We start from the raw sequence: 19,201 nt of genomic DNA, 5'->3' as shown, positions 1-19,201 counted from the left end.
CGCTCCGGGCGCGATTGGCGGTGTCACAAGCGTAGTGGCTCGCTGCGACGACGGGGCGGATGCCGCGGGCGGGCGCGGATCGGGGCGATGCGCCGCTCCGCGATATGCGAGCATGGGAATCCGCAGCGGAAGGAGCACGACGAGGTGGCCGAACACGACTGGCGAGCGCCCGGAGCGCCCGAGCCGAGCCCCGACGCCGCCGCACCGCAGGTGCCCCCGGTCGCAGCACCCCCGGTGGCACCGCCGCTCCCGCCTGTGGCGCCGCCGTCGTACGGCGCACCGCCCGCGGCTCGGCAGTACGGCGCACCGCCCGGGGCTCCGGCGTACGGCGGGCAGTACGGCGCACCGCAGTACGGCGCACCGCAGTACGGCGCGCCCCAGTACGGCGCGCCCCAGTACGGCGCGCCCCTCGGCGGCCCGGCGTGGACCGCGCCGCCCAAGCCCGGCCTGCTGCCGCTGCGGCCGTTGGGCTTCGGCACGCTGCTCTGGGCCCCGTTCCGCACGCTGCGGCGCAACCCGGCCGCCACGTTCGGCAGCGGCCTCCTCGTGCAGCTCGCCGCCGCCATCCTCGCCGCGGCCGTCATGGTCCCGGTGATGATCTGGTTCATCGGCCGACTCGACTCGGCGAGCCCGAGCGAGGTCGACGAACTGCTGCCCGGTTCGATCGCGGCGGTCGTGCTCACGATGCTCTTCGCGGTCGGCGTCTCGGTCGTCGCCGGCGCGTTCCTGCAGGGCCTCATGATCGTCGAGGTCGCCACCGGCACGCTCGGCGAGAAGCTCTCGCTCGGTGCGCTGTGGCGTCGCACGCTGCCGCGCTTCGGCGCTCTGCTCGGGTGGACCCTCCTCGTCACGCTCGCGCTGCTCGTCGTGCTCGCGCTCCTCGTCGGCATCATCGTGCTCGGCGCCGTCTCCTCCCCCGTCGGGCTCGGCGTCAGCATCGTGGTCGTCGTGCTGCTCAGCCTCGGCCTCGCGGTCGTCGGATGGTGGATCGGCGTGCGGCTCTCGCTCGTCCCGAGCATCATCGTGCTCGAGCGCTCCGGCATCGCGGCGGCGATGCGCCGTTCGTGGCGCCTCACGATCGGGTACTTCTGGCGCACCCTCGGCACGCTCCTGCTCGTCGGGCTCATCCTGAACGTCGCCTCGCAGGTCGTGGTGCAGCCCATCTCCCTGATCGGCAGCCTGCTGCCGGCGATCGTCGACCCGACGAACACGGGCTCGGCGATCACCATCGCGATCATCTTCGCCGTCGTGACCGCCGTGCTGTCGATCGTCATCGGGGCGATCACGACGGTCGTGCAGGCCGCCGTGGTCGGCGTGATCTACATCGACCTGCGCATGCGCACCGAGGGACTCGACCTCGAACTCGCGCGCCACGTCGAACTCCGCGACGCCGGGCAGCCGGTCGGCGACCCGTGGGCCGTGCACGGCGACCTCCACCCGAGCCCGGTGCCGTCCGGAGGCGCTCCCGCATGATCGCGGCCGTGGCGGTCCGCGCGCTCGGCCCGGGTGCGGAACCGCTCGATCCCGATGCCGAAGAGGCCCGCCGATGGCTGCTCGACGAACTGTCGAAGCCGAGGTACCGAGCGGCCGAGCCGAACGCGTTCGACCTCTTCGCGCAGTCGATCCGCGACTGGTTCCTCGACCTGCTGAACGGTGCCGGCGCCGTGCCGGGCGGGGTGATCGCACTGCTCGTCGTGCTCGCGGTGCTCGTGCTCGTCGTGGTCGGCCTGCTCGTCTTCGGACTCCCCCGCCTGCGCCGTCGCCGCCGCACCGCCGACCTCGCGTCCTTCGAGGGCGACCTGCGCGACGCCGCGACGATCCGCCGTTCGGCCGAGGCCGCGGCACGCGAGCACGCCTGGCCGCTCGCGATCGAGGAGCGGTTCCGCGCCGTCGTCCGCGATCTCGTCGAGCGGGAGCTCGTGCACGTGCACCCGGGCACCACGGCGACGGCGGTCGCGGATGCCGCGGCCCGGCCGTTCCCCGACGCGCGGGTCTCGCTCGCCGAGGCCGCGTCAGCCTTCGACGACGTGCGCTACCTCGGGTCAGCGGGTGATGCGGCGACCTACGAGCGGATGACGGCGCTCGACCGGGAGCTGGCCGCGATGCGCCCGCTGCGCCCCGCCGACCTGCCCGCCGAGGTCGAGGCCGGCACCGGGTTCGAGGCGGTGCGATGAGCGTCACCGCACCCGACCGCCGGCGCGACGCCGAGCCCGCAGCGGCGACCGGCACCGCGACCGACGCCGTCGCGATCACGCCGACGCCGCGCGCGCTGCTCCGGCGCGGACGCACCTGGCTCGTGCTCGCGGCCGTGCTCGCCGTCGGCACGATCGTGCTGTTCGTGATCCAGGGCGGCATCCGCGCGCAGGCGGGACTGCTCGATCCCGAGAGCCCGGGTTCGGCGGGCTCCGGTGCACTCGTCGAGGTCCTCCGGGCGCACGGCGTGAGCGTCACCGCGGCGCGCTCGCTCGACGCCGCGCTCGATGCCGTCGAGTCGGCCGACGACGACGCCACCCTGCTCCTCTTCGACGAATACGCGATGCTCGACGCCGACCGACTCGACGAGCTCGCCGGCAGCGGTGCGCGCCTCGTCGTCGTCGAACCCGGGTTCCGCGCGCTCGAGTCGCTCGCGCCGGGCGTGCGCATGGCCGGCGCGGCCGACGGCGAGATCGACGACGTCTCCTGCGACGCTCGCCCGGCGACCCGCGCCGAGGGCCTCTCCGACGGGCAGCGCCTGCTCACGGTCGACGACGGCGCCCGCGAGGCGGGATGGCAGGGCTGCTTCGCGCAGGACGACGGCTTCGCCGCGGCCGTCGGGCCGCTCGCCGACGGGCCCGACGCGGCATCCGATCGGCTGTCGCTCGTCGGCGCCACCACGGTCTTCGAGAACGCCCGCATCGACGAGGCCGGCAACGCCGCCTTCGCGATCGGACTCCTCGGCGCGACACCCGACCTCGTCTGGTACCTGCCGGGCCCGGCCGACGCCGAGGCGACCACGGCGCCGACGCTCGGCGAGCTCACCCCCGGGTGGGTCAGCCCGGTGCTCGTGCTCGCGCTCGTCGTGACCGTCGTCGCCGGTCTCTGGCGCGGCCGCCGGCTCGGGCCGCTCGTCGTCGAGCGCCTGCCGGTGACGGTGCCCGCGGGCGAGACGAGGCAGGGCCGCGCCCGCCTCTACGCGCGGTCGACGCAACGCACGCACGCCCTCGACCAGATGCGCGTCGCGACCATCCGGCGGCTGGCCGGCGTGCTGCGCCTGCCCCGCTCGAGCGACGTCACGGCGGTCGCGCGGGCGGCCGCGACGGCGAGCGGGCGCGATGCGGCATCCGTCATGCACCTGCTCGTCGACGAGCAGCCCGGCGACGACCGCCGGTTCGTGGCGCTCGCGGCGGCGCTCGACGACCTCGAACGCGACGTGACCGCGGCGATCACGACCGATGCCGGCGGCGCCCCCGCACCGGCGGCGCGCACGCCGGGCTCCCGGCCCGCGCCGGGCCCCGGCCGGGCGCCGACCCCCTCGACCACCACAGACGACACGCCAGGAAGGCAGCGATGACCGACACGACGCCAGTGAGCACCCGCCCCGCCGACGCCCACCTGCGAGACGCGTTGAACCGCGTCCGCCTCGAGGTCGGCAAGGCCGTCGTCGGGCAGGACGGCGCGGTCACGGGCCTGATCATCGCCCTCCTCGCGCGTGGCCACGTGCTGCTCGAGGGCGTGCCCGGCGTCGCGAAGACCCTGCTCGTACGCACGCTCAGCCGCACGCTCGACCTCGAGACCAGGCGCCTGCAGTTCACACCGGACCTGATGCCGGGAGATGTCACCGGTTCGCTCGCGTTCGACCCGCGCACGGGCGAGTTCGCGTTCCGCGAGGGCCCGGTGTTCACGAACATCCTGCTCGCCGACGAGATCAACCGCACGCCTCCGAAGACGCAGTCGGCCCTGCTCGAGGCCATGGAGGAGCGCCAGGTCTCCGCCGACGGCGTGACGCGCCCGCTGCCCGACCCGTTCCTGGTGGCGGCGACGCAGAACCCGATCGAGTACGAGGGGACCTACTCGCTGCCGGAGGCGCAGCTCGACCGGTTCCTGCTGAAGCTCGTGCTCGACATCCCCGAGCGCGACGCCGAGTTCGCGATCCTGCGCCGCCATGCCGACGGCTTCGACCCCCACGACCTCGGTGCGGCCGGCGTGCAGTCCGTGCTCGGTGCGGCCGAGCTCGAGGCCGCCAGGGCCGCCGCGTCGGCGGTGCGCGTGGCCGACGACGTGCTCGCGTACCTCGTGGACCTCGCGCGGGCGAGCCGCCTGAGCCCGTCGCTGCGGCTCGGTGTCAGCCCTCGTGCGACGACGGGACTGCTCGCCGCGGCGAAGGCGTGGGCCTGGCTCTCCGGCTACGACTCGGTGACCCCCGACCACATCCAGGCGATGCTGCTGCCGGTCTGGCGTCACCGCGTGCAGCTGCGGCCGGAGGCCGAGCTCGAGGGCGTCTCGGTCGACGCGGTGCTGCGCGCGATCATGCAGCAGGTGCAGGTCCCCCTCTGAGATGGCGGTCACCGGTCGGTTCGTGCTGCTCGTCGCCCTCGGCGTCGTGCCCGTCGTCGTGCTCGGCACCTCGGGGGCGGATGCCGCGTGGTTCGCGCTGCTCGGGTGGCTCGCCCTCGCGATCGGGCTGGGCGCGGTCGACCTCTCGCTCGCCGCATCGCCGCGCCGGGTGATGCTCGTGCGCGACCTCCCGGCGAGGGTCCGCCTCGGCGAACCCGTCGTGTCGAGGCTGGCGATCGTGAACACGGGCGAGCGGATGCTCCGCGCGACCGTGCGCGACGGCTGGGAACCGTCGGCCGGGGTCGCCGGCGCGAACCGCTCACGGCTCGCGGTCGGGCCGGGCGAGCGCCGCAGCATCCGCCTGCAGCTGACGCCGTGGCGGCGGGGCGACCGCCGCACCGAGCACGTGACGGTGCGTTCGGCGGGCCCGCTCGGGCTGTGGTGCCGTCAGGCGACGCTGTCGGCGCCTGGGCGACTGCGCGTGCTGCCGCCGTTCCACTCGCGTGTGCACCTGCCGTCGCGGCTCACCCGCCTGCGCGAGCTCGACGGTCGCACGCCCATGCTCGTGCGCGGCCAGGGCACCGAGTTCGACTCGATCCGCGAGTACGTGCGCGGTGACGACGTGCGCTCGATCGACTGGCGCGCGACCGCCAGGCACGTCGACCCTGCGGCGCGCGGGGGCACCAGGCTCATGGTGCGCACCTGGCGGCCCGAACGGGATCGTCGCATCGTGATCGTCGCCGACACGTCGCGCACGGCGGCCGCGCGCGTGGCCGACGAGCCGCGGCTGGACACCGCGTGGGAGTCCACGCTCCTGCTCTCCGCGCTCGCCACGCACGCGGGCGACCGCGTCGACTTCCTCGCGTGGGACCGGCGCGCGCGTGCCAGGGTCACCGGCGTCTCGGGATCGCAACTGCTCGCCCGGCTCGTCGACTCGATGGCGGGCGTCGAGGCCGAGCTGATCGAGGCCGACTGGACGGGGCTTCCCGCGCAGGTGCGGGCGGTCACGAGCCGACGGGCCCTCGTCGTGCTGCTCACGGCCGCCGACTCCCCCGGGTCGGCGCGCGGCCTGCTCGCGGTGCTGCCGCAGTTGACGGCCAGGCACAGCGTGATCGTGGCGTCCGTGCAGGACCCCGAGGCGGATACCGCCGCCGCGCGCCGCGACACGCTCGACGACGTGTACCTGGCCGCGGCCTCCGAGCGCGCGCGCCTCGACGTCGACCGGGTCGCTGCGGCGATCCGGCAATCGGGCGCGCACACCGTGTCGGCCGCGCCGCGCGACCTGCCGCCGGCGCTCGCCGACCGCTACCTCGAGCTGAAGGCCGCCGGCCTGCTCTGACGGGCGCCTGCGGCGACGCCTGTCCTGCGCGGTCGTGCCCGCGCCGGCCCGCCCGACGCACCGTCCGACGCGGGAGTTGCGGCCACGGTTCCGACGCCGTGCGTCGGCGTGTTTCCGCATGTGTCGCCCCGGAGTCCGTTCGGATAACGATTTGGGCATGGGCGGCGGATGTCCCCCGTCGGCGACGGCACGGTCGATAACGTCGCACCGAACGGCGGCGGGGGGTCGCCGTTCCGACTCGCCACATTCGTCCCACCCAATCGTCCCTCCGAAAGGATCGGTCATGTCCGAAACCGCACCCGCCGTCGACACCCCGTCGACCGCGCAGAAGCTCACCGCAGAGGTGCTCGGCACCTTCATCCTCGTCTTCGGCGTCATCGGCACCGCGATCTTCGCCGCCGGGTTCGCCGCGGGCGAGGGCGGCCTGAACGTCGGCTTCCTCGGCGTCGCCTTGGCGCTCGGCCTGAGCGTGCTGGTCGGCGCGTACGCGTTCGGTCCGGTCTCGGGCGGCCACTTCAACCCGGCCGTCTCGATCGGGCTCGCCGTCGCCGGGCGATTCCCGTGGCGCGAGGTCGCACCGTACATCGCGGCCCAGCTCGTCGGCGGCATCCTCGCCTCGACCGCGCTGCTCGGGATCCTCGCGACGGGACCGCTGTTCGACACCGCCGTGTTCCAGGGCGCGTCGACCGGCTACGACGTGCTCTCGCCCGGCGGCTACGGCCTGCTCTCGGTGTTCCTCGTCGAGACGATCGCCACGGCGGTGTTCCTGTTCGTCATCCTCGGTGTGACGAGCGCCGGCCGCTCGGCCTCGAACTTCGCCCCGATCGCGATCGGCCTCACCCTCACGGCGATCGCGCTCGTCGCGATCCCCGTCTCGAACGCGTCGTTCAACCCGGCGCGCTCGATCGCGACGGCGATCTACGGCGGCGCTGACGCGATCGGCCAGGTCTGGCTCTCGATCGTCGCCCCGATCCTCGGCGCGATCATCGCCGGCGCCATCTACAGGGCCGTCTTCGACCGCCCCGCGAGGCTCTCGGCGTAGTCCACGCACCGCACCGAATGGCGGATGTCCCCACGGGGCATCCGCCATTCCGCTTCCCAGGGCGGATGGCGCGGCGTGCGGCGCCGGCGAACGGACCGAGCCGGCATCCGGTGCCGATGCGGCCCGACGCCAGGTGACCGATGCCGCTCAGCCGGCGATGATGCGCGTGGCGCCCGCCTCGAACGCGTCGAGGTCGCCCGTCGCCCCGGCGCGGTACGCACGACCGCCGAGCACGAGCATGTAGGCGAGGAACCCGCCGAAGGCGATCACGCCGATGCCGATCTTCACGGCCCACGGCCACGGGGCGGGCGTGACGAAGCCCTCGATGAGCCCGGAGACGAAGAGGAAGAACACGAGCCCGATGGCGACCGTGAACAACGCACGGGCGTCTTCGGCGAGGGCGACGCCCCGCGGACGGGTGCCGGGCGCGACCCAGGCCCAGAAGATCCGGAGCCCGGCCGCCGCGGCCACGAACACGCAGGTGAGCTCGAGCAGGCCGTGGGGCGTGATGTAGAGGAAGAACGTGTCGGCCTCGTCGTAGGCGAACATGACCGCCGCCGTGACGCCGAGGTTCTGCGCGTTCTGCAGGATCACCGCAGGCACCCAGACGCCCGTGATGCCGAACGCGACGCACTGCGCCGCGATCCAGGCGTTGTTGGTCCAGACCGATCCGGCGAAGGACGCCGCCGGGTTCTCGGAGTAGTACGCGACGAAGCCCTCGTCGGCCAGCTGCTGCATCTGGGCGGGGTCGCCGAGCGTGGCGAGCACGCGCGGGTCGGAGGCGATCCACCAGACGTAGAGCCCGGCGACGACCACGGTCGCGACGGCCACCGCGAGCGTGAGCCAGCGCACCCGGTAGAGCGCCGCCGGCAGGTCGGCCGCCACGAACCGCGTGAACACCTTCAGGGGGTTCTCCGGCGCCCCGGTGAACCGGAGTCTCGCCTTGGCGAGGGAGACCGAGAGACGATCGCCGAGCGCCGTCGAGCCGACCGTGGTCTGCACGAGCGAGAGGTCGGACGCCGCGCCCTGGTACCGCTCGATGAGCTCATCGGACTCGGGCCCGGAGAGCCGGCTCGCCCTGCCGAGCGCGTCGAGCCGCTGCCATGCGTCATGGCGGGCGGTGGCGAGCGCGTCGAGGTCCATCTGCTTGAATACTAGCCATGGTCGACGTGTCGCACGCCCGCACCGGTGCCGCCCGCCACGACGACGAGGGCGTGGTCATCGGCGAGGCCGTCGCGCTCGACCTGCGACCGGCGTCCGCCCTGATCCGCGGCGCCGGAACGATGATCGACGTGGTCGTGAGCCTCGTGCTGCTCGTCGGCATGGCGCTCATCGCGACCGGCGCCGGCCTCACCGTCGACGGCGCCGCGTTCCGCGCGATCGCGATCGGCGGGGTCGTGCTCGTCATCATCGTGCTGCCGACCGCGGTCGAGACCGCCTCGCGCGGCCGCTCCCTCGGCAAGCTCGCGCTCGGCCTCCGGGTCGTACGCGACGACGGCGGGTCGATCGGGTTCCGTCACGCCTTCATCCGCGCGCTGACCGGCGTGCTCGAGATCTACCTCACGTTCGGCGGGCTGGCGGTGCTCGTCGGCTTCCTGAACCCGTCGTCGAAGCGCCTCGGCGACCTGCTCGCCGGAACCCACGCCCAGGTCGAGCGCGTCCCTGCGGTCCGGTCGAACGCGTTCGGCGTGCCGACCGAGCTCGTCTCGTGGGCCTCGATCGCCGACGTCGCGCGGCTGCCCGACCCGCTCGCCCGCCGCGTCGCCTCGTACTTCGAGAACGTCGCGCAGCTGGCACCCGAGAGCCGCACCCGCCTGGCCGCGTCGCTCGCAGCCGAGGTCGCGCCGTACGTCGCGCCGGTGCCGGATGCCGCGCCCGAGCCGTTCCTCGCCGGCGTGGTCGCCCTGCGCCGTGCCCGCGACGCGCGCGCGCTCGAACTCGAGCAGGCACGACTCGCGAGCCTCGAACCCGTGCTCACCGCCGCGCCGGCGGGCTTCCCGCGACGCTGAGCACAGGCGGGACGGATGCCGCAGGCGCGCGCCAGCGGCATCCGGAACCGCTCGATCAGTACCGGTAGTGGTCGACCTTGTAGGGGCCCTCGACGGGCACGCCGATGTAGGCGGCCTGCTCGGGGCTGAGCTCGGTGAGCACCACGCCGAGCGAGTCGAGGTGGAGTCGCGCGACCTTCTCGTCGAGGTGCTTCGGCAGCACGTAGACGCCGATCGGGTACTGCTCGGGGCGCGTCCAGAGCTCGATCTGGGCGAGCACCTGGTTGGTGAACGAGTTCGACATGACGAACGACGGGTGGCCGGTGGCGTTGCCGAGGTTCATGAGGCGGCCCTCGGAGAGCACGAGGATCGAACGGCCGGTCGGCAGGCGCCACTCGTGCACCTGCGGCTTGATCTCGACGCGCACGGCGCCCTCGAGCGACTCGAGGCCGGCCATGTCGATCTCGTTGTCGAAGTGCCCGACGTTCGCGACGATGGCGAGGTGCTTCATGCCGAGCATGTGCTCGAGGCGCACGACGTCCTTGTTGCCCGTGCAGGTGATGACCATGTCGATCTCGCCGACGACGTCTTCGAGCCTGGCGACCTGGTAGCCGTCCATCGCCGCCTGCAGCGCGCAGATCGGGTCGACCTCGGACACGATGACGCGCGCGCCCTGGCCGCGGAGGGCCTCGGCCGCACCCTTGCCGACATCGCCGTAGCCGACGACGAACGCGACCTTGCCGCCCATGAGCACGTCGGTCGCGCGGTTGAGGCCGTCGGGCAGCGAGTGCCGGATGCCGTACTTGTTGTCGAACTTCGATTTCGTGACCGAGTCGTTGACGTTGATCGCCGGGAACAGCAGTTCGCCCTTGGCGTGCAGCTCGTAGAGGCGGTGCACGCCAGTGGTCGTCTCTTCGGTGACGCCCTTGAGCTCCTCGGCGATGCGCGTCCAGCGGTCGCCGCCGACCTCGAGCGAGCGGCGCAGCGTGTCGAGCACGACGCGGTACTCGTGGCTCGCGTCGGCGGGGGTCTCGGGCACGGCGCCCGCAGCCTCGAACGTGCGGCCGTCATGCACGAGCAGGGTCGCGTCACCGCCGTCGTCGAGGATCATGTTGGGGCCGATCCAATCGGCCCCCGCGGCGGCGGCCTCGGCGCTCCAGTCGAAGATGCGGTCGGTGCACCACCAGTACTCCTCGAGCGTCTCGCCCTTCCACGCGAACACCGGAACGCCCCTGGGGTCTTCGGGGGTGCCGTCGGGGCCGACCGCGATGGCCGCTGCGGCCTCGTTCTGCGTGGAGAAGATGTTGCAGCTCGCCCAGCGCACCTGCGCGCCGAGGGCCACGAGCGTCTCGATGAGCACCGCGGTCTGCACGGTCATGTGCAGGCTGCCGGCGATTCGCGCGCCGGCGAGCGGCTGCGACGCGCCGAACTCCTCACGGAGCGACATGAGCCCGGGCATCTCGTTCTCGGCGAGGCGGAGCTGGTGACGACCGGCCTCGGCGAGCGAGAGGTCGGCGACCTTGAACGGGAGTGCGGATGTCTCGGCGAGCGTCATGCGTCCATTGTCGCAGGCTCGCCGGGCGGCGCGCGATCCGGACGCCGAGGGCGCCCGGATCGATGTCGCTCAGGCGCGGATGAGCTCCAGCACCTCGTCGCGGACGACGGCCATGGTCGCGGCATCCCCACCCTCGACGTTCAGGCGGAGCAGCGGCTCGGTGTTCGAGGGCCGCACGTTGAACCACCAGAACGGCTCGTCTTCGGAGGTGGTGCCGAACACCGTGAGGCCGTCGAGCTCGTCGAACTCGCCGCGACCCGTGAACGCCTCGACCACGCGCGTGTACGCCGACGGCACGTCGTCGACGACGGAGTTGATCTCGCCCGAGAGCGCGTACGGCGTGAAGCGGTCGGCCAGCTCGGAGAGCGGCGCCTGCTGCGCGCCGAACTCGGCGAGCACGTGCATGGCCGCGAGCATGCCGTTGTCGGCGCCCCAGAAGTCGCGGAAGTAGTAGTGCGCGGAGTGCTCGCCGCCGAAGACCGCGCCGGTCTCCTTCATGCGGTCCTTGATGAGCGAGTGGCCGACGCGCGTTCGGACCGGGTTCGCCCCGGCCGCCTCGATCGTCTCGGGCACGAAGCGCGAGGTGATGAGGTTGTGGATCACGTTGACCTCGGTCTCGCCGAGGGCCGCGACGCGGGCGATCTCGCGCACGGCGACGATCGCGGCGACGGCGGACGGCGTGACGGCGAGGCCCCGCTCGTCGACCACGAAGCAGCGGTCGGCATCGCCGTCGAACGCGAGGCCGAGGTCGGCGCCGTGCTCGACGACGGCCTGCTGCAGGTCGACGAGGTTCGCGGGCTCGAGCGGGTTCGCCTCGTGATTGGGGAACGTGCCGTCGAGCTCGAAGTAGAGCGGCACGATCTCGAGGGGCAGCTCGGCGAGCCCCGCAGCGGTGCCGAGCACGGCGGGCACGGTGAGCCCGCCCATGCCGTTGCCCGCGTCGACGACGATCTTCAGGGGGCGGATGCCGGTGAGGTCGACGAGCGAGCGCAGGTAGGCCGCGTAGTCGGCGAGCACGTCGAGCGGTTGCACCGAGCCCGGCGTCTCGACGGACGAGACGCCGCCCTGCTCGAGGTAGTCGCCCGCCCGGTCGCGGATCGCCGCGAGGCCGGTGTCGAGCGAGATGCCCTGGGCACCGGCGCGAGAGAACTTGATGCCGTTGTAGGCGGCGGGGTTGTGGCTCGCCGTGAACATGGCCGCCGGCGCGTTCAGGATGCCGGACGCGTAGTAGCTCTCGTCGGTCGAGCAGAGGCCGATCGCGACGACGTCGGCACCACGGCTCGTCGCGCCGCGGGCGAACGCCGCGGCGAACCCTGGCGAGGAGTCGCGCATGTCGTGGCCGACGACGACCCTGCCTCCTGCGGCGCCGACTTCGTCGACGAACGCGGCGGCGAGGGCCTCGACGGACTGCTCGGTCAGGGCGTCGCCCACGATGCCGCGCACGTCGTAGGCCTTCACGATCGAGCTGAGTCGCTCGCGGTCGACAGGATTCTCGGCGTTCGTCATGCCGTGGAATCTACCCGACCGGGCGTCACATACCGAACGATCTGCCAACCGACGGGTGCCGAGGTGCGCTCGGCATGGGTCGCGCAGAGGTCGTAGCCGTGCGGCTCGCGCGTCACCGAGAGCGGGCCGAGCACGGCCATCGAGTCGGCGTAGTCGAAGGTCAGCGTCGCGACCGCCTCGGCGGGGCATGCGGTGCGTGAGCAACGTCTCTTCATGGCTCGACCACTGTAGCGATGCGGCCGGACATTACGATGGAGGCATGCCTCGATCCCGCCGTGTCGCCACCCCGCGTTCGCCGAGGCGACTCGCACGCGACCGCCACGGTCGCGGCATGCGCTCGGCCGTGACCGGCCCGCACCTCGAACCGCTCTCGACGAGGCTCGAGGACTTCGACGCGACCGTCGCCGGCACCGCGTCGTACCTGCGCGGGCTCTGGCCCGAACTCGAGGGCGTCGTCTTCGAGGTCACGCAGGCGCCCGCCGAGGCGATCCACGTCGATCACATCGACCGGTGGAAAGTCGCGCACGACGAGCGCCGCATCACGTTCCACCGCCTGCCGATCGTGCGGTTCCTGCGGTTGCAGGAGGGCGAGGAGCGCGACGAGAAGCTGCTCATCGAGAGCTGCGTGTTCCGAGCGGTCGCCGAGTTCCTCGACAAGGATCCCTGGGAGCTCGCGCCGGGGCGCTACCGTCACCTCTGAGCTCGCATTCGCGCGCGAGACGCTTCGATGCGAGGACGGACGTGACGTTCGGGCCGTGACGCCCGCTCAGCGCGGGTAGACGCGGATCGGCGAGTCCAGCGGCCCCGGCGGGGCGACCGCGAACGAGGCGAGCGCATCGGCACCGCGATACGTGATCGAAGCCGAGACCCCCTCGACGCCCTGCAGCAGCACGGTCCCGGGTTCCAGCGGCACCGACACCGAGCCGAGCGACGGCAGCTCCACATCCCTCGTCGCGCCGTCGATCGTGACGGTCACCGCTTCGGCTCCCGAACCGCCGGCGGCGAGGTGCAGCGTCGGCGAGGCACCGGACGCGACGGCGACCACCGCCGAGTCGAGCAGGGGCTGCGCGGCGACGAACCAGGCCAGATCGGCCGGCACCGCGGCATCCGTCGCCTGCCCGTCCTCATCATCGGCCAGGGCCATGACGGTCGAACGGGCGGCGGCCACGAGCGGCCCGTCGGCGTCGACGCGCACCGTGTACGTCCCGGCCGCGAGGTCGCCGAGCGGGACGTCGCTCACCGTGCCCGGCTGCAGGGCGACGTCGATGGAGTCGCCCGCACCGCCGCCACCGACGGGCACGATGCCGATCGAGACCTCGACCTGCTCGTCGCCTGGGCTGTAGAGCCGAAGGGCCGCGAACGCGTCGCCCTCCGCGTGGTCCTCATCGGCGTGCACGCCGCCCTCGTCGGCGATGACGAGACCCGGGATCACCAGCCGGTCGGATGGCGCGGCCGTCGGCCCCGTGAGCTCGAGGCCCGCAGGTGCAAGACCCTCGACGACGCTCTGCTCGAGCGACGCAGCGATCGAGCCGCCCGTGCTCGTCACGTGCACCACCGGAGACGCGACGTTCGGCGCGAGGCCGGCGAGCGAGAGCACGCGCTGCGTGTGCGGGGGCACGGTGATGCCGATCGCCGAACGGGCTTCGACCGGTCCGGCCTCGCCGACGACGCGCACGTCGACCGTCGCGGCGACGTCCGTCGGGTTCGAGAGCAGCACGAGACTGCTGCGGCCGACCGTCGTCGACCCGGCCACGAGCCACGATTCCTCGACCGCCTCGGTGCAGGATGCCGCGGCGAACCCGCCGAGCGTCTCGGAGCGCACGGTCTGCGACTGCGCCCCCGCGAGCATGCCGGGGTCGACCAGGCCGGCGGCGGCGTCGATCACGAGGGGGCCGGAGTCCTCCGGCGCCTCCGGGTCGTCGGCGACGGCGAGCCACGACTGCTCGAGGTCGACGTCGTCGGGATCGGTCGCGGTGATGACGGATGCCGAGCCGACCGACTCGATCCCGGTCGCATCGGAGGCGTCCGTCCCGATCGCGAGGACCGGGCCCGGGCACACGCGCTGCTGGCTCACCGCCTCGGGCTGCACGACGGCCGACGGCGCCTCGGCACGATGCGACGGCCAGGTGCCGAGCGCCGCGGCGCCGACCACGCCCACCGCGACGGCGGCGGTCGCGAGGGCGGCCAGGGACCTCACCCCGATGCGGACGATCCTGCTGCGGTCAACGGGCATCGGGGGCCTCCCCTGCGTCGGGTCGGTCGGTCGGGTCGTCGGGCTCGAGTTCGGGTTCGGGCTCGGGTTCGGGCTCGGGCGCGGGCTCGGGCTTCCGCTTCGGCCGCGGGGCGCGCTCGGGCTTCGGGGCCGGCTCGAGGGCGGCCTCCGACTGCGGTTGCGCCTCAGCGATCGGCTCGGCCTCGGACGGTGACGAGGGCTCCGGCGCGGACTCCGGCGCCGGATCAGGCTCGGGATCCTGACCCCCGGCCCCGGCGGGCCCGGGTTCGGGTTCAGCGGAAGGTTCAGCGCCCGGCTCCGCGGTGGGGTCGGCGTCGGCTCCGGGCGCGACGTCAACTCCGCCCCCCGCGTCGGCCTCGGCGTCCGGCTCAGCGGCCGGCACGACCTTCGCCTTGCGCGTCCGCGGCGCTCGTACGGGTCGGCGGTCGACCTCGCGTCCGGCGCCCGTCGGAATCGAGAGCAGCAGGGTCACGAGCAGCACCAGCAGTTGCACGCCCGTGATCACGCCGCCGATCCACCCGGTGTCGGTCGGGATCCGGGTGGCCTCGGCATCCGCCTCGGCATCGACGAAGCGCCAGAGCGTGCCGAAGTCGGTCGCGCCGACCGGGGTCAGCGCGGCGTTGCCGTCGAGCGCGATGCGCGCACGATCGGCGGTCGCCGCCGCGTTCGCGTCGGACGCCGACTCGAGCAGCACGAACGAGACGCCGAACTCGCGCACGGCGGCATCCGCGTCGAAGCCACTGCGACTCGCGAGGTTGCCGGCGATGTTCGCGAGCTCGCGCTCGTCCTCGGTGAGTTCGGTACGGGTCTGCGCGAGCGTCGACTGGTCGTCGAGGGTCTCGCCGAGTCCATGCACGAGGGTGGCCCGCAGCCCGCCGTCGTCGAGCGGCTGCATGCGCAGGGTCGCGACGCGCGGATCGGCGTCGGCCTCGGCGACGATGTACGCGGGCACCGAGCGCTCGGCGGCCGGTCCGACGACCGCGCTGCCCGTCGCGAGCGAGCCCAGCGTCGGCATCACGGCGATGAGCGCGCACACGGTGAGCACGGCGAACACGCCGCCGCGGAAGCGCCGCAGGGCGTCGCCGGCGACCACGACCGCCACGACCACGCCGAGCCACGCCAGGCTGAGCCCGGCCCCGGACCACACCGCGACGACCTCCGGTCCCGCGATCGCGACCGACACGAGGGTTGCGGCGAACGCCGTCGCGAAGCCGATCAGCACGGTCGCGACGGTCAGCAGCACCGTGCGGATGCCGGGGGCGAAGAACGCCCCGAGGGCGACCAGCGCGAGCGGCACGAGCAGCGCCGAGAGCACGATCATCGTCGTGAACGCGTCGATGCCCGAGAGCGCGGGGATCGACGCGACGGCCTCGGGCCAGCCTCCCCAGCCGGCCTGGGGCAGCCCCAGCGCGAGCTCCCAGGGCGTCGGGGTCGCACTGCCTCGCGGAAGTCCGGGATCGGCGAGCAGGCCGAACGCCGTGCCGCCGGTGAGCTGATCGAACACGAGCGGCAGGGCCAGTGCGAGCGCGGGCGCGGGCAGCCAGGCGAACCTGACGGCGGCCCGGCCGCTCGTCGCGAGCGCGACGATCCAGCCGATGAGCAGCGCCGGCGCGAGACTCGGAGCCGCGGCGATGACGGCCGCGAAGAGCAGCGATGCCGTCGCGGCCGACGACCACGAGCGGGCGGCGCCGAGCATGGCGTATGCGAGCCATCCGAGGAGGACGTGCGCGATGACGGCGCCCGGACGCCCGTCGGCGAGGGCCGTGAGGAACATGGGCGCGAACACCCAGAGCACCGCCGCGAGCGCGCGCATCGAACCGCGCTCGGTGAGGCGGGATGCCGCGAACCAGGCGCCGAGCGCCGCAGCGGGAAGTGCGAGCAGCCAGAGCCCGACGAGTGCGAGCGACGGGGTCCAGAAGGTGATCGACCCGAGCACGGCGAGGATGCCCGCGAACGGGTCGGCCGCGCCCACGAATCCGGCGCCGACGTCGCGCCACCCGTAGGCGGCGTTGCGCCAGAGCTCGGCGAGGCCGTTCGAGAGCGGCAGCAGTCCGCCGCCGCCGATGCCGCCGGCACCGAGCAGCCACGAGAAGAGCACGACGGATGCCACGGCCGACACGAGCAGCACCCATCCGCCGCCCGTGCCGATGAACTGCACGTCGTCGGTGCGGCCGCGCGCGCGGATGCGCCTGGCTTCGGCCGCGGCCTCGCGGCGCCGCCGTGCCTCGTCCGGCTGAAGCCTCAGGGGGGCGACGGCCGACCACTTGGTCGTGCGCGCCGCCGCGAGCACCCGGCGCGACCTGGGGACCCGCGCACCGGAGAACATCGTGCCGAGCGCGGCGGCGAACTCGCCGGGGATCGCGCCGGGCCGCTTGCCGAGCAGGCTCACGATCGATCGGAGGAACGCCAGCGGGAGGAATGTGAGCCAGTGGAACGGCACGGCCGCGGCCGGCGCAGAGACGAGGCGGCGGTGCAGCGCCGCGGCGCGCACGAGACGGTCGCGCCTGCGTCTCGCCGAACCGCGGCTCGGCTCACGGGGGCCCGCGATGCCGTCGCGCGCGAAGCGGACCCTGGCATCGGGCACCACCACGACACGGTGACCGGCGAGCCTGGCCCGAACGCCGAGGTCGAGTCCGTCGTCCACGACGGGAAGCGCGGGATCGAAGCCGTCGAGCGACTGCCAGACGTGGTGTCGTACGAGGATGCCAGCCGGGTCGACGCCGAGCACGTCGCTCCGATCGTCGTGCTGGCCCTGATCGAGTTCGTCGGGGACGACGGGAACGGACCGGCCGAAGCGCGTCATGGTGCGCCCGAGGCTCACGAGCTGGTCTGGTGCCTCCCAGCCCACGAGCTTCGGACCCGCCACCGCGATCGAGCGGCCGTTCACGATGGTGGCCAGCAGGGCGTCGAGGGCACCCGGCTCGGGCGCCGAATCCTCGGTGAGCAGCCACAGCGTGTCGGTGTCGTCGGCGGGAGCGTCGAGGATGCGCTCGCCCGAGCGCACGGCCTCGCCGAACGAGAGCGCCTCGTTCGACTCGACCACGTGCGTGGCACCGGCGGTCGCCGCGATCTCGCGGGCATCGCCCTCGGGTCGAGCGAGCACGATGACGAGCGCGTCAGGCTCTCGGCTCTGCGCACGGACGGCGTTCAGCGTGTGCCGAAGACGGTCGCCGCCGTGGCGAGCGACGAGGACGGCGGTGACTCTGGGGAACATCGTGGCCAGCCTAAGCGGCCCTCGGCGCGGCATCCGGAACTCCCCGGGCGCGCCCCGAATCAGTTCGCGGCGCGAATGCGGAGCGCGCGCCGCCACCTTCGACCGGTGACGGCGCGCACTCGCTCAGACCGCGCGTTTGCGAAGCTTGCGGCGTTCGCGCTCGGAGAGTCCGCCCCAGATCCCGAAGCGCTCGTCGTTGCCCAACGCGTATTCGAGGCACTGGGCGCGGACTTCGCAGCCCGTGCAGATCTTCTTCGCGTCGCGAGTGGAGCCACCCTTCTCAGGGAAGAACGCCTCCGGATCGGTCTGCGCGCACAATGCGTCGCTCTGCCATGCCAACGGATTGTCGTCGCCGGCCCCCGGACGAACCCCAGGAACGCCGAGCCGAACCGGATCGACGAACCAATCGTCAGGTACTCCAGAACGATATTCAGGATTGCTCATATCGTCTCCCACCCAGTTGTACCGACCACCCAGAGGGTGTGTCTTGAACAATTACACCGGTGTAGTTCGTGAGAGTCAAGTCGCAGATCGTAAACCCTCGATCGGGCGTCGAGGCTTCGACACGCGATCGACACGCCGACCACGGCACGAGTTGTGATCTGGGTCGGCGCAGCGGATGCCGCGGCGGGTCGTTCAGACCTCGGTCGCCGACCGCCGGGCCTCCCAGGCGCTCGTGACCATGTCGGACAGCGTGTGCCGCATGCGCCAGTCGAGGTCGCGCGCCGCGAGGTCGCCGGAGGCGACGATGCGGTCCGGGTCGCCGGCGCGGCGCGGGGCGATCTCCGGCTCGAACGCGATACCGGTGCCGGAGGCCATGGCGTCCATGATCTCGCGGACGGAGACGCCGTCGCCCGAGCCGAGGTTGTAGACGGGCTCGACGGGCTCGCCCGCGTCGAGCCGCCTCGCGGCGACGACGTGCGCCGCGGCGAGGTCGGCCACGTGGATGTAGTCGCGCACGCACGTGCCGTCGGGCGTGGCGTAGTCGGTGCCGTTGATGCGGGGCGTGCGGCCGTCGAGCAGCGCGTCGAAGACGAGCGGGAACAGGTTGTGCGGGCTCGCGTCGTAGACCTCCGGCGTTCCGGAGCCGACCACGTTGAAGTACCGCAGGCTCGTGTGCCGCAGGCTCGTGGCCCTCGCCTGATCGGCGATGAGCCATTCGCCGATCAGCTTGGACTCGCCGTAGGGCGACTCGGGGTGCTTCGCGGTGGACTCGGTCACCAGATCGACGTCGGGCGTGCCGTAGACGGCTGCGCTCGACGAGAAGACGATGCGGTCGACGCCGGCGCGCTCCATGGCCGAGAGCAGCGTCGCCGTGCCGGTCACGTTCTGCTCGTAGGTGTGCAGCGGCCGGGTGACCGAGACGCCCGCGTACTTGAAGCCCGCGAGGTGCACGACGCCCTGCACGGCGTGCTCGGTCATGGTCGCCTCGAGCAGTGCACCGTCGAGGATCGAGCCGCGGACGAGCGGTACGCCGGCCGGCACGAACCCCTCCTTGCCCGAGGAGAGGTCGTCGATCACGACGGCGTCGATGCCCTGCGCGCGGAATGCGCGGACGACATGCGCCCCGATGTATCCGGCGCCTCCGGTGACGAGCCAGCTCATGTCCTGCCTTTCCGGGCGCGCCCGGGCGGCAGGCCTCAATCGATGCTAACGGGGGTTCGGCGGGCCGTGTCGCGAGCGTCGATGCGGTGGTATCCGTCGTGCGCCGCCGACAGGACTGCTCCGGCGACCGCCCAGACGACCAGTGCGGTGATGGTGAGGATCAGGAGAATGGTCATGGCAGTAATT

17 protein-coding genes are annotated in these 19,201 nt (G+C 73.0%); 8 read left to right on the top strand and 9 right to left on the bottom strand.

The genetic code is table 11. The features are described 5' to 3' along the window. Positions 1 to 144: 144 nt before the first annotated feature. From ABIC29_RS18820 to ABIC29_RS18795, 6 genes are all read left to right on the top strand, one after another. Complete coding sequence (locus ABIC29_RS18820) at positions 145 to 1,473, top strand: DUF7847 domain-containing protein (RefSeq protein WP_354248005.1); 1,329 nt, start codon at positions 145 to 147, stop codon at positions 1,471 to 1,473. Beyond that, positions 1,470 to 2,174 (top strand): DUF4129 domain-containing protein, encoded by a 705-nt coding sequence (locus ABIC29_RS18815; RefSeq protein ID WP_354248002.1) that lies wholly within the window; start codon positions 1,470 to 1,472, stop codon positions 2,172 to 2,174. Before ABIC29_RS18820 ends, ABIC29_RS18815 begins: the two co-directional genes overlap by 4 nt. Next, entirely contained in the window at positions 2,171 to 3,550 is a 1,380-nt protein-coding gene (locus tag ABIC29_RS18810; RefSeq protein ID WP_354247999.1) for a DUF4350 domain-containing protein, read from the top strand. The genes ABIC29_RS18815 and ABIC29_RS18810 overlap by 4 nt, the downstream gene beginning before the upstream one ends. Further along, positions 3,547 to 4,533, top strand: coding sequence for an AAA family ATPase (locus tag ABIC29_RS18805; protein WP_116083248.1), 987 nt, complete (start codon positions 3,547 to 3,549; stop codon positions 4,531 to 4,533). Before ABIC29_RS18810 ends, ABIC29_RS18805 begins: the two co-directional genes overlap by 4 nt. 1 nt (position 4,534) lies before the next feature. After that, positions 4,535 to 5,872: a DUF58 domain-containing protein gene (locus ABIC29_RS18800; RefSeq protein WP_354247996.1), complete on the top strand. Its 1,338-nt coding sequence runs from the start codon at positions 4,535 to 4,537 to the stop codon at positions 5,870 to 5,872. A gap of 283 nt (positions 5,873 to 6,155) precedes the next feature. Beyond that, positions 6,156 to 6,914, top strand: coding sequence for an aquaporin (locus ABIC29_RS18795; RefSeq protein ID WP_116083253.1), 759 nt, complete (start codon positions 6,156 to 6,158; stop codon positions 6,912 to 6,914). A gap of 147 nt (positions 6,915 to 7,061) precedes the next feature. On the opposite strand, the gene ABIC29_RS18790 is transcribed toward ABIC29_RS18795, so the two are convergent. Further along, positions 7,062 to 8,057 carry a stage II sporulation protein M gene (locus tag ABIC29_RS18790; protein WP_354247994.1) on the bottom strand — a complete coding sequence of 332 codons (996 nt, stop codon included), beginning with the start codon at positions 8,055 to 8,057 and terminating at the stop codon, positions 7,062 to 7,064. A gap of 17 nt (positions 8,058 to 8,074) precedes the next feature. Between ABIC29_RS18790 and ABIC29_RS18785 the strand changes: the two genes are divergently transcribed. Next, a complete protein-coding gene (locus ABIC29_RS18785) occupies positions 8,075 to 8,923 on the top strand; it encodes an RDD family protein (RefSeq protein WP_354247991.1) in 849 nt (282 codons plus the stop codon). A 55-nt stretch (positions 8,924 to 8,978) separates the two neighbouring features. Here the strand turns inward: ABIC29_RS18785 and ahcY are convergent, their stop codons facing one another. The 3 genes from ahcY to ABIC29_RS18770 all read right to left on the bottom strand — a co-directional run bounded on the left by ahcY (position 8,979) and on the right by ABIC29_RS18770 (position 12,178). Next, on the bottom strand, positions 8,979 to 10,457 hold the full coding sequence (gene ahcY / locus ABIC29_RS18780; RefSeq protein ID WP_354247988.1) for an adenosylhomocysteinase: 1,479 nt from the start codon (positions 10,455 to 10,457) through the stop codon (positions 8,979 to 8,981). A 69-nt stretch (positions 10,458 to 10,526) separates the two neighbouring features. Continuing rightward, positions 10,527 to 11,963 carry a phosphomannomutase/phosphoglucomutase gene (locus ABIC29_RS18775; protein WP_354247985.1) on the bottom strand — a complete coding sequence of 479 codons (1,437 nt, stop codon included), beginning with the start codon at positions 11,961 to 11,963 and terminating at the stop codon, positions 10,527 to 10,529. After that, entirely contained in the window at positions 11,960 to 12,178 is a 219-nt protein-coding gene (locus ABIC29_RS18770; RefSeq protein ID WP_116083265.1) for a DUF3499 family protein, read from the bottom strand. The genes ABIC29_RS18775 and ABIC29_RS18770 overlap by 4 nt, the downstream gene beginning before the upstream one ends. A gap of 44 nt (positions 12,179 to 12,222) precedes the next feature. Here ABIC29_RS18770 and ABIC29_RS18765 point away from each other — a divergent pair, with 44 nt between their 5' ends. Further along, positions 12,223 to 12,663: a hypothetical protein gene (locus ABIC29_RS18765; RefSeq protein ID WP_055859648.1), complete on the top strand. Its 441-nt coding sequence runs from the start codon at positions 12,223 to 12,225 to the stop codon at positions 12,661 to 12,663. 66 nt (positions 12,664 to 12,729) lie between these two features. On the opposite strand, the gene ABIC29_RS18760 is transcribed toward ABIC29_RS18765, so the two are convergent. The 5 genes from ABIC29_RS18760 to ABIC29_RS18740 form a co-directional block, all read right to left on the bottom strand. Continuing rightward, the gene (locus ABIC29_RS18760) at positions 12,730 to 14,196 is read right to left on the bottom strand and encodes a DUF5719 family protein (RefSeq protein WP_354247981.1); all 1,467 of its coding nucleotides are present in this window, start codon (positions 14,194 to 14,196) and stop codon (positions 12,730 to 12,732) included. Continuing rightward, complete coding sequence (locus tag ABIC29_RS18755) at positions 14,186 to 17,410, bottom strand: glycosyltransferase (RefSeq protein WP_354247978.1); 3,225 nt, start codon at positions 17,408 to 17,410, stop codon at positions 14,186 to 14,188. Before ABIC29_RS18755 ends, ABIC29_RS18760 begins: the two co-directional genes overlap by 11 nt. 123 nt (positions 17,411 to 17,533) lie before the next feature. Then, positions 17,534 to 17,854, bottom strand: a complete 321-nt coding sequence (locus ABIC29_RS18750; RefSeq protein WP_082462249.1) for a WhiB family transcriptional regulator — start codon at positions 17,852 to 17,854, stop codon at positions 17,534 to 17,536. A 192-nt stretch (positions 17,855 to 18,046) separates the two neighbouring features. After that, the gene (gene galE, locus ABIC29_RS18745) at positions 18,047 to 19,015 is read right to left on the bottom strand and encodes a UDP-glucose 4-epimerase GalE (RefSeq protein WP_354247975.1); all 969 of its coding nucleotides are present in this window, start codon (positions 19,013 to 19,015) and stop codon (positions 18,047 to 18,049) included. A 35-nt stretch (positions 19,016 to 19,050) separates the two neighbouring features. After that, on the bottom strand, positions 19,051 to 19,191 hold the full coding sequence (locus ABIC29_RS18740) for a hypothetical protein (protein ID WP_354247972.1): 141 nt from the start codon (positions 19,189 to 19,191) through the stop codon (positions 19,051 to 19,053). Between the last annotated feature and the right edge of the window lie 10 nt (positions 19,192 to 19,201).

The sequence above is a fragment of the Agromyces sp. PvR057 genome (assembly GCF_040547485.1).
Classification (GTDB): Bacteria; Actinomycetota; Actinomycetes; order Actinomycetales; family Microbacteriaceae; genus Agromyces.
This window is presented reverse-complemented; position numbering and strand designations above follow the sequence as displayed.